Annotated in this window: 15 protein-coding genes; all 15 read right to left on the reverse strand. The window is 38.8% G+C overall.

Going from position 1 to position 14,719, the window contains the following annotated elements:
* Positions 1-43: 43 nt before the first annotated feature.
* The 15 genes from BM121_RS15485 to BM121_RS15560 all read right to left on the reverse strand — a co-directional run bounded on the left by BM121_RS15485 (position 44) and on the right by BM121_RS15560 (position 14,709).
* A complete protein-coding gene (locus BM121_RS15485; protein WP_091484563.1) occupies positions 44-1,279 on the reverse strand; it encodes a serine hydroxymethyltransferase in 1,236 nt (411 codons plus the stop codon).
* A 174-nt stretch (positions 1,280-1,453) separates the two neighbouring features.
* Positions 1,454-1,999, reverse strand: a complete 546-nt coding sequence (locus BM121_RS15490; RefSeq protein ID WP_091484564.1) for a TIGR01440 family protein — start codon at positions 1,997-1,999, stop codon at positions 1,454-1,456.
* Positions 2,000-2,018: 19 nt separating this feature from the next.
* The gene (gene rpiB / locus BM121_RS15495; RefSeq protein ID WP_091484565.1) at positions 2,019-2,459 is read right to left on the reverse strand and encodes a ribose 5-phosphate isomerase B; all 441 of its coding nucleotides are present in this window, start codon (positions 2,457-2,459) and stop codon (positions 2,019-2,021) included.
* Between the two features lie 34 nt (positions 2,460-2,493).
* Entirely contained in the window at positions 2,494-3,795 is a 1,302-nt protein-coding gene (locus BM121_RS15500; protein WP_091484566.1) for a methyl-accepting chemotaxis protein, read from the reverse strand.
* A gap of 29 nt (positions 3,796-3,824) precedes the next feature.
* Positions 3,825-4,385, reverse strand: a complete 561-nt coding sequence (locus BM121_RS15505) for a low molecular weight protein arginine phosphatase (RefSeq protein WP_091484567.1) — start codon at positions 4,383-4,385, stop codon at positions 3,825-3,827.
* A 51-nt stretch (positions 4,386-4,436) separates the two neighbouring features.
* A complete protein-coding gene (locus tag BM121_RS15510; RefSeq protein WP_091484568.1) occupies positions 4,437-4,985 on the reverse strand; it encodes a manganese efflux pump MntP in 549 nt (182 codons plus the stop codon).
* An 83-nt stretch (positions 4,986-5,068) separates the two neighbouring features.
* Positions 5,069-6,088 (reverse strand): L-threonylcarbamoyladenylate synthase, encoded by a 1,020-nt coding sequence (locus BM121_RS15515; protein ID WP_091484569.1) that lies wholly within the window; start codon positions 6,086-6,088, stop codon positions 5,069-5,071.
* Between the two features lie 197 nt (positions 6,089-6,285).
* Positions 6,286-6,720, reverse strand: a complete 435-nt coding sequence (locus BM121_RS15520) for a hypothetical protein (RefSeq protein WP_091484570.1) — start codon at positions 6,718-6,720, stop codon at positions 6,286-6,288.
* Between the two features lie 59 nt (positions 6,721-6,779).
* The gene (gene spoIIR, locus BM121_RS15525) at positions 6,780-7,388 is read right to left on the reverse strand and encodes a stage II sporulation protein R (protein WP_091484571.1); all 609 of its coding nucleotides are present in this window, start codon (positions 7,386-7,388) and stop codon (positions 6,780-6,782) included.
* A gap of 973 nt (positions 7,389-8,361) precedes the next feature.
* Entirely contained in the window at positions 8,362-9,216 is an 855-nt protein-coding gene (gene prmC / locus BM121_RS15535) for a peptide chain release factor N(5)-glutamine methyltransferase (protein ID WP_175495467.1), read from the reverse strand.
* Position 9,217: 1 nt separating this feature from the next.
* Entirely contained in the window at positions 9,218-10,288 is a 1,071-nt protein-coding gene (prfA, locus tag BM121_RS15540; RefSeq protein ID WP_091484574.1) for a peptide chain release factor 1, read from the reverse strand.
* A 69-nt stretch (positions 10,289-10,357) separates the two neighbouring features.
* Positions 10,358-10,969: a thymidine kinase gene (locus BM121_RS15545; protein WP_091484575.1), complete on the reverse strand. Its 612-nt coding sequence runs from the start codon at positions 10,967-10,969 to the stop codon at positions 10,358-10,360.
* A 350-nt stretch (positions 10,970-11,319) separates the two neighbouring features.
* Complete coding sequence (locus BM121_RS15550; protein ID WP_091484576.1) at positions 11,320-11,565, reverse strand: type B 50S ribosomal protein L31; 246 nt, start codon at positions 11,563-11,565, stop codon at positions 11,320-11,322.
* 132 nt (positions 11,566-11,697) lie between these two features.
* Positions 11,698-12,984 carry a transcription termination factor Rho gene (gene rho / locus BM121_RS15555; protein ID WP_091484577.1) on the reverse strand — a complete coding sequence of 429 codons (1,287 nt, stop codon included), beginning with the start codon at positions 12,982-12,984 and terminating at the stop codon, positions 11,698-11,700.
* A 438-nt stretch (positions 12,985-13,422) separates the two neighbouring features.
* The gene (locus BM121_RS15560; RefSeq protein WP_091484578.1) at positions 13,423-14,709 is read right to left on the reverse strand and encodes a UDP-N-acetylglucosamine 1-carboxyvinyltransferase; all 1,287 of its coding nucleotides are present in this window, start codon (positions 14,707-14,709) and stop codon (positions 13,423-13,425) included.
* Between the last annotated feature and the right edge of the window lie 10 nt (positions 14,710-14,719).

Consider the following 14,719-nt stretch of genomic DNA (forward strand, 5'->3'; position numbering starts at 1 on the left):
AAGCCAGACTCAATCCAAATGAGATTAAGCCTAGCTTTTTGTATTATTGATATAATGGGAATTTCGCTGTTAAAGCTTCAACGCGTTCGCGAGCTTCTTTTAATGTTGCTTCGTCTTCCGGGTTTTTCAATGTTAGAGCAATGATTTTTGCTACTTCTTCCATTTCTGCTTCACCAAAGCCACGTGATGTTACTGCTGCCGTACCAATACGGATACCGCTAGTTACAAACGGACTTTCCGGATCAAAAGGAATCGTGTTTTTATTTGTGGTGATACCTACTTCGTCCAATGCTGCTTCTGCAACTTTACCAGTTAAGTTTAATCCGCGGACATCTAATAATACCAAATGGTTGTCTGTGCCACCAGATACGGTGCGAACACCTTCTGATTCTAAAACTTCCCCGAATTTCTTTGCATTTTTAATAATATTTTGAGCGTACTCTATGAAAGATGGCTGTAATGCTTCTTTTAGTGATACTGCTTTTGCTGCGATCACGTGCATTAACGGACCACCTTGCATACCTGGGAATACTGTTTTATCAATTTTCTTAGCAAATTCTTCTTTACATAACACCATACCACCACGTGGACCACGTAAAGTTTTATGCGTTGTTGTTGTGACGAAATGTGCATGTGGTACTGGATCTGAATGTAAACCTGCTGCCACAAGTCCTGCAATGTGTGCCATGTCTACCATAAGATATGCGCCCACTTCATCAGCAATTTCACGGAATTTCGCAAAATCAATCTGACGTGGATAGGCACTCGCTCCTGCTACAATCAATTTAGGTTGTGCTTCTTTCGCCTTTGCCAATACATCCTCATAATCGATTTGTTCGGATTCCTGATCCACACCATAGTCAACAAAATCGAATAGTTTACCACTAAAGTTAACCGGACTTCCGTGTGTTAAGTGCCCTCCGTGACTTAAGTTCATTCCGAGTACCTTGTCACCTGGCTCTAAAATAGTAAAATAAACTGCCATGTTTGCCTGTGCACCAGAGTGTGGCTGAACATTGACATGCTCTGCACCGAACAGCTCTTTAGCACGATTGCGCGCTAAATCTTCTGCAACATCAACATGCTCACATCCACCGTAGTAGCGGCGACCTGGGTAACCTTCTGCATACTTATTGGTTAATACAGAGCCTTGTGCTTCCATTACTGCCTCTGAAACAAAGTTTTCTGAAGCAATCAACTCTATCTTATCATTTTGGCGCTTTCTTTCATCTTCCATCGCTTGAAAAATTTCTGCATCAAAATCTTTAACGTGATCCATTTTTGCTCCCCCTAATATTTTTTGGTAGTTTTTTTCACATTATTCGTTATTTAGTTGATCTTATTCTAAAATAACATCATTTTTCAAATAATTCTATACTTTTTCACGAATAAAAACAAGAAAATATGCACCTTTTATTCGTGAAAATAAAAAAGTGCATATTTAACTTATTAGTTATTCCGGATATACTGCTCTTGGACCACCAATTAATCTTGGTCTTGTTCGCGCATTGGTTGTTCTTGCACGACCGACGTAACGCTTTTCCATTCGAAGTGGTATTGCTACAGGTTTGAGTTGCATACCAATCATTGTTTCACCAATGTCAATGCCGGCGTCTGCTTGAATCGACTCAACCACTACCGCATCCTCTAAATGATCATAGGCGTATGCTGCCATGGATCCGCCAGCTTTACGAACCGGTCTAACCGATACTTCGTCAAGATTACGTTCACGCCTTATTTTCTTTTCTAACACGATTGCTCTATTTAAGTGTTCACAGCATTGAAAGCATAAATGAACGCCTGTTTTTTCTTGTAAGCGGCTTAATTCCTGAAAAATCATGGCTGCTACATCTTCACTGCCTGCTGTACCGATACGTTCGCCTACTACTTCACTCGTCGAACAACCGACAACAAAGAGGTCACCTTCTGAAAGGAGTTCTAATGAAATCCACTCATCCACAATTGTCTTTAGATCTAATCCCCATTGATCCAATTTCATGGATTTGCCCCTCTCTCTTTTATTTATTCTCGTAATCTGTTAATTTTCCGACACGATTCGCGTGACGACCGCCCTGGAAGTCTGTACCTAACCATTCTTTAACGATTTCTCTTGCCAGACCAGCTCCAATGACACGTTCCCCCATTGTAATCATGTTCGAATCATTATGCTCGCGAGTTGCTTTTGCACTAAATACATCATGTACAAGTGCGGCACGAATCCCTTTTACTTTATTCGCTGCAATAGACATGCCAATACCAGTTCCGCAAATCAAAATACCACGATCAAATTCTCCACTTGCTACCCGTTCCGCTGCCGGAATTCCGTAATCCGGGTAATCAACAGAATCTGCACAATTACAGCCAATATCTTCAAATTCAATGTTTAATTCTTCTAATAGAGATATAATTTCCTTAGATAAATGAATTCCGCCATGATCGGATGCTAAAATTACTTTCATAGCAATAAATGCTCCTTTTTTGGTAATGTGTTGTTTAGCTTAGCTTAAATTGCTCGATCTTTATTTTCAAGTTTTGTGCTTGTTGTTCCAGCGAAACCGCCAATTCTTCTAAATTTTCGGCAAAATTTGCCTGTTCTTCAACAGTTGCACGCATTTCTTGTGCACCAGCAGATGTTTCTTCCGCAATGGCTGCAACATTTTGTGATTTCGCCTGTGTTGCTTCAATTTCTTGTAATTGATTGTCAACGAGTTGTGATATTTCTCCGATAGCGGAGGCTACCTGATGGACCGAGCTAGACATGTTATCAATAACTTTGTTTGTTTGCTCGCCATTTTTTACTTCTCCTCGTGTTTCATCAACTTGCGTGCGCATATTAACCACTACCAGTTCAACATCTTTTTGCATATCTTGAATTAAGTTAGAGATCGTTTGCACAGCGTCGGAACTTTGATCCGCTAATTTTCTCACTTCTTCGGCAACAACTGCAAACCCTTTTCCTTCTTCCCCAGCACGAGATGCCTCAATGGATGCATTCAACGCTAAAAGGTTAGTTTGTTCACTGATATTTCCTACAAGAGAGATAACATTTTCGACTTCTTTCGCTTTCTGGGATAATCGATTCACGTCATGAAGCGCGTGATCCTGATTATCTGCCAACTGGGTAATGCCTGTGAGTAATTGACTGATGACATCCTTGGATTCATTTAACTGCTGAACCATCTCATTTGATTTAGTCTGTGAATCTTCTGCTTTTTGATCTACTTGCGTGGCAAGACGCGTGGAATTCTCCACCGCTTCAGCTGTTTGTTGAATAGCGTCTGACGTTTCCGCCGACCCCGTCGAAATTTGACCTATTGTGTCTTCTAAGACATTTGTTTGTTGTTTTGATGTAGATGCCGCATCTTTCATTTTATGTACGGATTGAGACGTTTCAGTCGCATGCTGATCAATTTCTGTTAGAACTGTTTTCAAATGGTGAACCATTTTTTGAAAGGCTACCGTTAAGGCACCGATTTCGTCTTCTGTTGTTTTTGGTGATTCAATTTCCTGATTTAAGTCACCATCTGCCACTTTTGTTGCAATACTTTTCAAGCGATTAAGTGATTTCGTAATCAATCCTGCTGCGGCAAAGGCTAAAATACCTGACCAAATAATCCCCAATAATAATGTACCGAGTACATACCATAATTCTGATATTTGAATATATGGTCGGATCAATTCTTGTAAAAAATAAATAAAAAATCCACTAGTGGTATAGGTAATAATTGCTAGTAAAGTAGTAAATACCACTAGCTTAACTCTAAGACTTACCCCTTTTTTTGTTTTTCCTTCCATTTGACGTCCTCCTCAAGAAACATGACTTTTTACTTATCTTTATTCTCTATCTTTTTGACTGATAGTGCAAGATAATTATCTAATTCTTGATAAGTTTTTTGATAAGTCATGTGATTTCCGCCAAACGGATCGATAATATCAACGTTTTGAACAACTTCTTCTAATTGATTAATTTGATCTATTAATTTTGAACTAATTTTATTACCTGCTAATTTTTCTTCTTCTAACCGTGCATATGATTCTTTTAGCTTATTCCAGGCATGTTCATACTGGGGATCAGCATACTCTTTTAGGGTTAAGATTTTACCTGTATCTGCTGGATAACTTTGTTTCAACAGGTCTCGATGATTTTGAGTCATGGTGAGAACTAGATCTGCCCATTTTATCAAATCTTCTGTAACAGGTTGGGACTTATGTTCACATGAGATCCCTTGCTGCTTCAATACCTCACTTGTTCCCGTTGAAGCTGGCATACCTACACCTGCAAATATCCCGGCAGATTGAGCGTGATGATCTGACCTATGTTCAAATATCGCTTGAGCCATTGGACTGCGACATGTATTACCTGTACAAACGAACAATATATTCATGTATGTGCTTGCCTCCATTTTTATGATACTACTACTTATTATATCACATTATCAGATTAGCACATGCAGACCAAAACCAAAGAGAATAACTCCCCCCAACAGTTCACTGTACGTACCTAATAAATGATTGGTTCTCCGGCCAATTAGTAATGCTAGCCATGTTAATACCGTACTAAAAAGACCAAACATTAAAATAGCAAATACTGTTGCCACCCCTGAAAGGCCAAGTGATAATCCTATCGAAAAACTATCCAGACTTACACTAAAAGCAAACATGATTAAGCCAAAGCCAACTGGTGCTAATATTTGTGTATCTTTTTGCCAAAAGGTTTGAAGTATCATTTGACAACCTATCGCACATAATAATAATCCCGCAGCCAGAATAGCAATTCCTTCTATTTTATTGGATAATATGGAGCCTAACAGTAATCCAATGAAAGGCATGATCATGTGAAAAATACCAACTACAAGTCCGATCAAACATATTCGTTTCAAGCGGATTGCTTGCATACCAATTCCCAATCCAACGGAAAAGGCATCCATTCCTAACGCAAATGCCATACATATAATGGATACAACCTCTCCTATTGATGCCACCATAAAAAAACCCCCTTCGCCCTCGAACAAAACAGGTCGGACAAGTCCCCTGTCCCCTTGTCCCATTCTTATGCGTAGGGATATGGTTATATGTTTGTATTTTGACTGTGATGGTGGGTGGCGGCTTTGGTTAATCGATTCATAATGGCTGCGCCGATTCCTTCTTGCGGATAGGTTTCAGCTAGGATGATGTCGACGTCGGTGTCATTGAAATACCTTAGTCCGTAATATAAATTGGCGGCTACCTCAGATAAATCATCATTACTACCACAGTTATAGCTGATGTCTGATCGGAGCTGATCGACTAAGGGTTTACTGGCAATGATACCAACTTTATTCCCTTCTTGTTGATAACTAGTAATTTGTTTTTGAAAATAATGTTGATCACCATCTATTAATACAAGTGGAGCATCGGGTTCATAATGATTATATTTCATTCCCGGTGATTTTGGCTTGTTTTCTTTTAGTGATCCTGTTAGTTCGACTTTGCCAGCAACTTTCTCTATTTGCTGTTTTGTCACACCACCAGGCCTTAAAATAACCGGAATATCACCAGTTGCATCCACTACAGTTGATTCCAACCCTACTCCTGTCGCACCACCATCAATAATACCGGCAATTCTGCCATGTAAATCTTGATACACATGTTTGGCCGTTGTTGGACTCGGTTTCCCCGAAAGGTTCGCGCTTGGTGCAGCAAGTGGCAGGTTAGCATGCTCGATAAGCGCCCTACCGATTTCATGATCAGGAATTCGGATTGCCACGGTATCCAAACCAGCTGTGACAGTTTTTGCCACGGCCCCGTTACTTTTTAAAATAATCGTAAAAGGGCCAGGCATAAAATGATCGATTAACATTTGGGCCATTGTGGATATCTCAGTCACATAATATTTTATTTGACTTGAATTATGCACATGGACAATTAATGGATTATCGGCTGGACGCCCCTTTGCTTTGAAAATCTTGGAGACAGCAGCTTCATTCGTTGCATTAGCACCTAATCCGTAAACTGTTTCCGTGGGAAAAGCCACTACTTCTTGATCGTTCAGTAATTGAGCGGCTTTGATTAATGACTCTTTGCTTGCATCAAATTTTTCTGTTTTCATGTTAATCCCTCGATCTGATATATTCTAAGGTTATTATGAAGTTATCAAGAAAATTGTGCAAGCACCTTTTATTATCCACACGCTTTTCCACAACAATTACAATGAATGTGTACAAATAAGCTGTTTATCCACACACTTATTAACATAAAAGGATTTGTCAGCCGATCCACATTTAGTTACGCACAAGTTTTGCACATTCACGTGAATTTTTGTGTATAACTGTCGGTTTTATCCACATTTTCCAGTTTAGTTATCCACCACGATGCTTGAAAAGATTCTTCTAAAACCTGTTCTGTCAGGTTATAGCCCAATTGTGTTAATAACTGCTCAAGAACAGCTGTTTTACTGTGGACAATTAGTGATGTGGCCCCATAGCTTTGTGTTAACTTCTCAGCTGTTTGAATAATCGTGACTGGCAGTAAAACAGGTGCATTTCTTTTCATGATTAAACTCCGTAACCAATAAGTGTGACGATCAACAGGTATAAGTGAAAAAAAAGCTGTCGGTTTTCCTTGTTTATAGATGAAATACCCATATTTCTTCATTTCTATTTCATTGAATTGCGGCACCTGTTCATCGAAAAAAGCTTCAAATTCCTTTTTCTCCAACTCTTTCGTCGGTTTTAATTGCATCCTCTCACCTCTATCATTTCGTCTTGCTATTAATCTATGACAAAATGATAGATTTATGATTAATTAAACCATTTTAAGAAGAAAAAAGTGTATTCTACGTCCTCTTCCTCCTGTTCTTCTTCCTCTTGATCTGCTGTTTCTTGGTCTTGATTTTGATCTTCTTCCTCATTTTCAGCCGCTTCTACTGTTGTGCCAAATGAAAAATCTAAAAAACATAACGGTGGAAAAACAACACACCACCAATTGGACCCTTCCGCTTCTCCTAATGTAATCAGGATTGCTTCATATTCACCAGCTGGATAAAGGTAGTTATCATAAAGTTTAGTTGGAAATTCTACATCTTTGCGATATGCTACCGTATAGTCGATAGATTCTTCTACTGTATCTTTGACAATTCGATCGATATCATCGATTCGGGAAGAAATAAGTTGTCTTGCTTCGTCGATATCATCCATTTCCTCCACCCATTTTGTCACTTCTTCATTCACCGCATCCCTGACAGCATGTTTCATTTCCTGATCCTTTTCATCATCACTATTCGCTAAAATCCTTAAGCGGATCGCCTCATCAGGAATGACTTGATAGGATTGTTCATTACTTGTAACCTTTTGTGGGAAAAAACCAATAATTAAAAAAATAAGTACACTAAATAAAATAAGTTTTCGCATTTTTAAATCCCCCTGTAATTAGCGCTTGCTAGTCACATTGTGGACAACTACGAAAACTTTTAAACTTTTAATCTATTATTTTTTTCTATAAGATAAAAAATGGATTTAGAAAAGCTCAGGAGCGCCCGCTTAAAACAAGAGAGACTGGACCGAAGCAACGGAGATAAAGGAATCACGGTGAGTAAGTGACGCGATGATGACTTTCGCCCAAGGGCATAAGGGCGCTTTCGGGAAGTCGCCTAGTTTTTGGCGCTTGGAGCTAGACATCTCCGTTCCTACTCACTCTAAAAGAAATTGGGATTTTTTCGTTCAGCCTGTAGTTTCCTATGCCCATGGTGTTTATGGACTAGCAATCACAGAGACAGCAAAAACATTGCCATTTAATTCTACAAGAACATCAGCCTTGCTCACTAGATTCGTCAGTTATATCTGTTTTTGCGACAAATCTCCAACCTCTCTCTTGAGATTTGTCAGTTATATCGATTTTTGTGACAAATCTCCAACCTCTCTCTTGAGATTTGTCAGTTATATCGATTTTTGTGACAAATCTCCAACCTCTCTCTTGAGATTTGTCAGTTATATCGATTTTTGTGACAAATCTCCAACCTCTCTCTTGAGATTTGTCAGTTATATCTGTTTTAAAACTCATTCTTAATAGATTTATTGTTATCTGGGTTTATTATATATTTAACATTTATTTTCGTTAACCCTGAACTCATACTGTTTCAAGCATCGATAAAATGTAATACTATTCTGCCAAGTCCATTAAATCAAAAAAATGGTCTTTCGTGAAATTACCTGGCCTATTCTAACGGAATCATGAGAAATATGAACCGATGATGGCTTTCGCCCAAGGGCATAAGGGCGATTCGGGAAGTCGCCTAGTTTTTGGCGCTTGGAGCTAGACATCTCCGTTTCTTACCTTATAAAAAACGGTATCTGTTCATGAGATATTGAGTATCTCATGAACAGATTATAGTATCACGCGAACAATCCGGTCCTGGCCATTAATATCTTGCAAAGCGGTCACTTTACTTTCGGGAAATTGCTGCTTGATCAACTTGCTAACAGCTTCTGCTTGTGTATGGCCAATTTCGAAAAAAAGCATGCCGTGTCTGTTTAATACTTGATCTGCCTGGTGGATAATTTCGTAATAAGCAGCTAGACCATTATTCTCTGCAAACAATGCCATTTCCGGATCATAATGTTTAACCGTTTCCGATAGACTGTCCGCTTCCTCGTAAGAAATATACGGTGGATTAGAGACGATTATGTCGACTTTTTTCCCTTCATTGATCAACGGTGCTAAGAAATTGCCCTGATAAAAGTTAATCTTCGCTTGATGTTTCTCTGCATTTTTCTCGGCGACTCTTAATGCATCATCGGAAAGGTCTGTTGCGAGCATTTCAACCTGTCTACTCTCCCACTCTTTTGCCAAACAGACCGCTATTATCCCACTACCTGTCCCTATGTCCACACAAGTAAAATCGGATTTATCAACAGCTTCCGTCACACATTGTACGAGCTCTTCCGTTTCCGGTCTTGGAATCAGGACGTGCTGATTAACATGGAAGGTGCGACCATAAAAGTCTTCAACACCGGTTAAATGCTGAACAGGGATTTTGGTTTCAGCATGCTGTTCAATCTTTTGCTGGAAATACGCCAACTTCTCTGAAGCAATTGGCTCTTGCAAATAAATGAGCATGTCTGTTTTTGACCAATCCAATATGTGTAAAAGGAGAATTTCTGCCACTTTCGATTCACAGTTATGTTTTTGTAAAAAAGAAGAAGCCCATTTCAGGGCCCCATGTACAGTATTTGTTTGCATGTTATTCACCGATTTCTTCCATTTTCTTCGCTTGTTCTTCGATGATAAGTGCTTCAATTACTTCTTCCAGTTTACCTTCCATAATTTGATCGAGCTTTTGAATGGTCAGACCAATACGGTGGTCTGTAACACGGTTTTGTGGAAAGTTATACGTTCTGATACGTTCTGAACGGTCACCAGAACCAACTGCAGACTTACGTGTTTGGTCGTATTCTGCTTGTGCTTCTTGTTGGATTTTATCATAAATACGAGCACGTAACACTTTCATCGCTTTTTCTTTGTTTTTGATTTGTGATTTTTCGTCTTGAATCGATACAACAGTTCCTGTTGGCACATGTGTTAAACGAACAGCAGACATTGTTGTATTTACCGATTGTCCACCAGGTCCACTTGATGCAAAGGTATCGACACGAATATCTTTTTCACTAATGTCGATTTCAACTTCCTCTGCTTCCGGCATAACTACTACCGTTGCTGTCGAAGTATGAATACGTCCACCTGATTCTGTTTCCGGTACACGTTGTACACGGTGAGCACCATTTTCAAACTTTAATTTGGAATAGGCATCGTTCCCATTAATCATGAAAACTACTTCTTTAAAGCCACCGACACCAGTTGTATTAGAGTCCATCACATCAATTTTCCAGCCTTGGGATTCAGCATAACGGGTGTACATTCTGAATAAACTCCCTGCGAAAAGGGCTGCTTCGTCCCCACCTGCTGCACCGCGGACTTCCATGATAACGTTTTTGTCATCGTTTGGATCTTTCGGTAGTAATAAAATCTTCAGACGTTCTTCCAGCTCTTCCTTTTGGTCGGAAAGCTCTGAGATTTCCATCTTTGTCATTTCACGCATTTCCTCATCAAGATCATCTTCCAGCATTACTTTGGCGTCATCTAATTGTGTAATGACGTCTTTAAATTCACGATAGACTGTAATAATATCTTGAAGATCTGATTGTTCCTTCGAAAATTCTCTTAATTTTTTCGAATCATTAATAACTTCCGGGTCACTTAATAATTCATTTAGTTTATCATAACGTGCTTCTAACGATTCTAAGCGATCTAACACGTTCTTCACCTCTTTCTCCGATTAGCAAAAGTTCACTATGATACAGTATATTAAAAATAACGAAGACCGTCAAAATCTACTATGTGCTTTTAATTTACTTTTCGGATGATTTGGAACATCGTGGTGATGTCTGCATCTTGGTTCATATGCTTCTTTGGCACCAACTAAAATAACGGGATCGTCATAGGAAGCAGGACTACCATTAATTAATCGTTGGGTTCTGCTTGCCGGAGAACCACAGACAGGACATATCGCATTTAATTTTGTAACAAATTCACTGATCGCCAAAAGCTGCGGCATCGGCCCAAATGGTTCCCCGCGAAAATCTGTATCTAAGCCTGCGAGGACAACACGATGGCCTCTATCAGCTAGTTCTGAAACGACGTGGATGATATCATCGTCAAAAAATTGTACTTCATCTATTCCGATCAGATCAATATCGTCAATAATGTCTTCTAATATGTCGACTGCTCGATCGACAGGTTTTGCTACTAATTCTGACCCGTTATGGGAAACGACACAATCATCTTTATAGCGATTATCTAGTTGTGGTTTATAGACAGCTACAGAGAGATTGCCGTATGTTGCGCGTCGTACTCTGCGAATCAATTCTTCTGATTTACCTGAAAACATGCTTCCGCATATTAGTTCAATCCAACCGGCATGCTTCATAATATGCATGATATGTTGCCCCTTCCAGCAGTTATTATTTCTCTATATTTAAACATTTTATCATGTTTTTCGTGAAAATATGTAAATCTTGTAGCTGATGAGTAGAAAGCAACCTGTTTCCATAATAGCACCAGCCCTAGAAATATATTAGAAAAAACTTAGTTTATAAAATGTTATTACTTCTTATAATGTAAGAAAAACTTAATGCGCCTGTCTGGTTTCTGAACTTTCAGAGCTAGACACCCGCGCACATTTTATTCTTTCTTGGCTGACAATAAAAAACAGGCAAATTTTTGGTGCATTTGCCTGTTTCAAGGATTTGTATCCTATTATATCTTCGTACAATGAAAAAATACCAATTAACTAAGGTTGTATTTTTTCTTGAATCGGTCAACACGACCGCCGACTTTGTCAGCTTTTTGCTTACCAGTATAGAACGGGTGAGAAGCTGAGCTGATTTCTACACGGATTAATGGGTAAGTATTGCCATCTTCCCATTCAATTGTCTCTTCAGATGATGTAGTAGATCCGCCTAGAAATTTGTAGTCAGAGCTTGTATCAAGAAATACAACTTTTTGGTATTCTGGATGAATTTCTTTTTTCATGTCTGTCCACTCCTTTTGCCCTGAATCCTTAGGAAACAGAGTTAGATTCATGCGCCGCACGCACTTTTGTCACACAAAAGAATTATAACAACCTAACGCACGGTTTGCAAGATAATTTTATAATTTCCATCATTAACTGGTTTTCTTCGTACCTTTACGCTTCATCTCTGCTTCCAGCACGGATAAAAATTCCTCATTATTTTTCGTTGAACGTAATTTACGTAAGAAACGCTCTAAGAAATCCGGTGAATCTTGCATACTTTTTCGAATCGCCCACATTTTCTCCAGATGATTTTTGGAAACAAGCAATTCTTCTTTTCTTGTACTAGAACGTAAAACATCAATCGCAGGGAAAATACGACGTTGTGCTAAATTACGATCCAAATGTAATTCCATATTACCTGTACCTTTAAATTCTTCATAGATAACATCGTCCATACGTGAACCTGTCTCTACTAAAGCTGTGGCAAGAATAGTGAAACTTCCACCATCTTCAATATTTCTTGCGGCCCCGAAGAAGCGTTTTGGTCTATGAAAGGCAGCTGGGTCGATACCTCCGGATAATGTTCTACCACTTGGCGGGATTACAAGGTTATAAGCCCGTGCAAGTCTTGTGATACTATCCATAAGGACAACTACGTCCTTTTTTTGTTCGACAAGTCGCATCGCACGTTCCAACACTAATTCGGCTACTTTAATATGGTTTTCTGGTACTTCATCAAACGTCGAGCTAACAACATCAACGTTTTCATTAACAGAACGCTCTATATCAGTTACTTCTTCCGGACGTTCATCCACTAAGAGAATGATCAATTTAGTATTGGGATGATTTTTGGTTATACTATTAGAGATTTGCTTAAGAAGCATTGTTTTACCTGCTTTAGGTGGCGCAACAATTAAGCCACGCTGACCATAGCCAACAGGAGTTATTAAGTCCATTATTCTTGTCGATATTAGCTTTGTATCTGTTTCTAGATTCATCAGACGATCTGGATATAACGGTGTTAAACCTGGAAAATGAACACGTTCTTTAGCTGCTTCCGGATCTTCACCATTTACGGCATCAACATGTAATAGTCCGTAATAACGCTCGTTTTCTTTTGGTGGACGTACTTTACCAGATACTTTATCACCGTTACGTAAATCAAAACGACGAATTTGTGATGCAGAAATATAAATATCCTCTGCACTTGGCGAATAATTAATCGGACGTAAGAAACCGAATCCTTCAGTCGGGATGATTTCTAAAACACCATCCATAAATAAATAACCGCTTTTTTCTGCTTGTGCTTTCAATATGGAAAATATTAGTTCTTTTTTTGATAATTTCGCGTAATAAGATACTTTGAATTCTTTAGCTCTAGCATAAAGATCTTTTAATGTCATTTGTTCTAGTTCTGTAATTGTTACTTCACTCACAAAATCACCACACCTATTTTTTTATTATATATTCCATCTTCCTTTAATTTTCGAGATTAACTGTTTGTAGATTTTTTTAACGTGGGGAATCTAATCAATGTGACGAATTGATCTTTCGTTTTTTATTATAATTTGTAATATCTATCAATGGTCAATCAATATATGGAAACTCAATGGGAGCACTGAGATCGCTTGAAATCTCAAGAAGAGTATGAGATGGAAGCACCTTCATCCACAGCCTTGCAGAATGATATTGGAAGAACTCAAATACTTGGAATAAATGAGTCTATGATATTCTTTCTATATAGTACATGGTTACAACTATATATTCAACTAATTTTTATGAAAAAGTGATTTTTTTGTAAATTAAATGTGAATTTTTTTGAAGGTGAACAATCAGTGAATTTCAAAAGAAAAGAGAGACTTCGAGGCCTCTCTTTAGGAATTTTGAAATTGTTGTATTTCTTTTTCTGTCATTTCTTCCCGCCAAACTCGAGCACCTAGTTCGACTAATTTCTCTGTTAGGTTGGCATAACCTCTATCAATGTGCTCTAATCCTGTAATTTCTGTTACTCCCTTTGCCATCAATCCGGCAACGATAAGCGATGCACCTGCTCGTAGATCACTTGCTTTTACTTTCGCACCTTCCAATAACGTAGGGCCTTGAACAATGCCAGAACTTCCTTCTACTTTAATTTGAGCATTCATTCTTCGGAGTTCATCAATATGTTTAAACCGTGCTTGATATATAGTATCTGTGACAACCCCAGTACCTTCTGCTTTTGTCAATAATGCTGTAAAAGGTTGCTGCAAATCCGTCGGAAAACCAGGATGTACAAGGGTTTTGATATCAACACTTTTGAGTCCTGTTCCTCTATGAATGAGCAATTGCTCTTCCCCTTCTTCTATATGTACACCCATTTCTCTTAATTTAGCTAAGAGTGGTTCAAGGTGTTGTGGAATAACGTTGTCAATTAATACTTTTTCGCCTTGAGCGGCGGCCATTATTGTATAAGTACCTGCTTCAATACGATCAGGAATAATCGTATGCATACATCCACTTAACTGCTCCACACCATTAATACGAATAACGTCCGTTCCTGCACCTTTAATTTTCGCACCCATACTGGTTAATATGGTGGCAACATCGATAATTTCTGGTTCTCTTGCCGCGTTTTCAATAACCGTACGTCCTTTTGCCTTCACAGCCGCAAGCATAATATTGATGGTTGCACCGACACTGACAACATCCAAGTAAATTCGGGCACCTTTCAGTTCTTTTGCTCGTAAATAAATCGCCCCTTGTTCATTCGTAACGGTTGCACCAAGGGCTTCAAATCCTTTAATATGTTGATCAATTGGCCTTGGACCCAAGTAACAGCCACCAGGTAAACCGATCACCGCTTCTTTAAAACGTCCCAGCATGGCACCCATAAAGTAATAAGAAGCTCTTAATTTTTTGACACTTCCATTCGGTAGCGGCATAGCTGTCATTTCTGCCGGATCAACTTTAACCGTATGTCCATCACGTTCTACCTCTCCACCAATTTCCTCAAGCAAACAGCTTAATGTTTCTACATCCGAGATATCTGGTAAACCTTCAATAATTACTTGTGTATCTGCCAATATAGCTGCTGGTAATAAAGCTACCGCACTATTTTTCGCACCACTGATACGAACTTTTCCATTTAATAAATGACCGCCCTCTACAAGCAACTTTTCCATATATATTTCC

The organism is Gracilibacillus orientalis (assembly GCF_900114645.1).
GTDB classification, from domain to species: domain Bacteria; phylum Bacillota; class Bacilli; order Bacillales; family Amphibacillaceae; genus Gracilibacillus; species Gracilibacillus orientalis.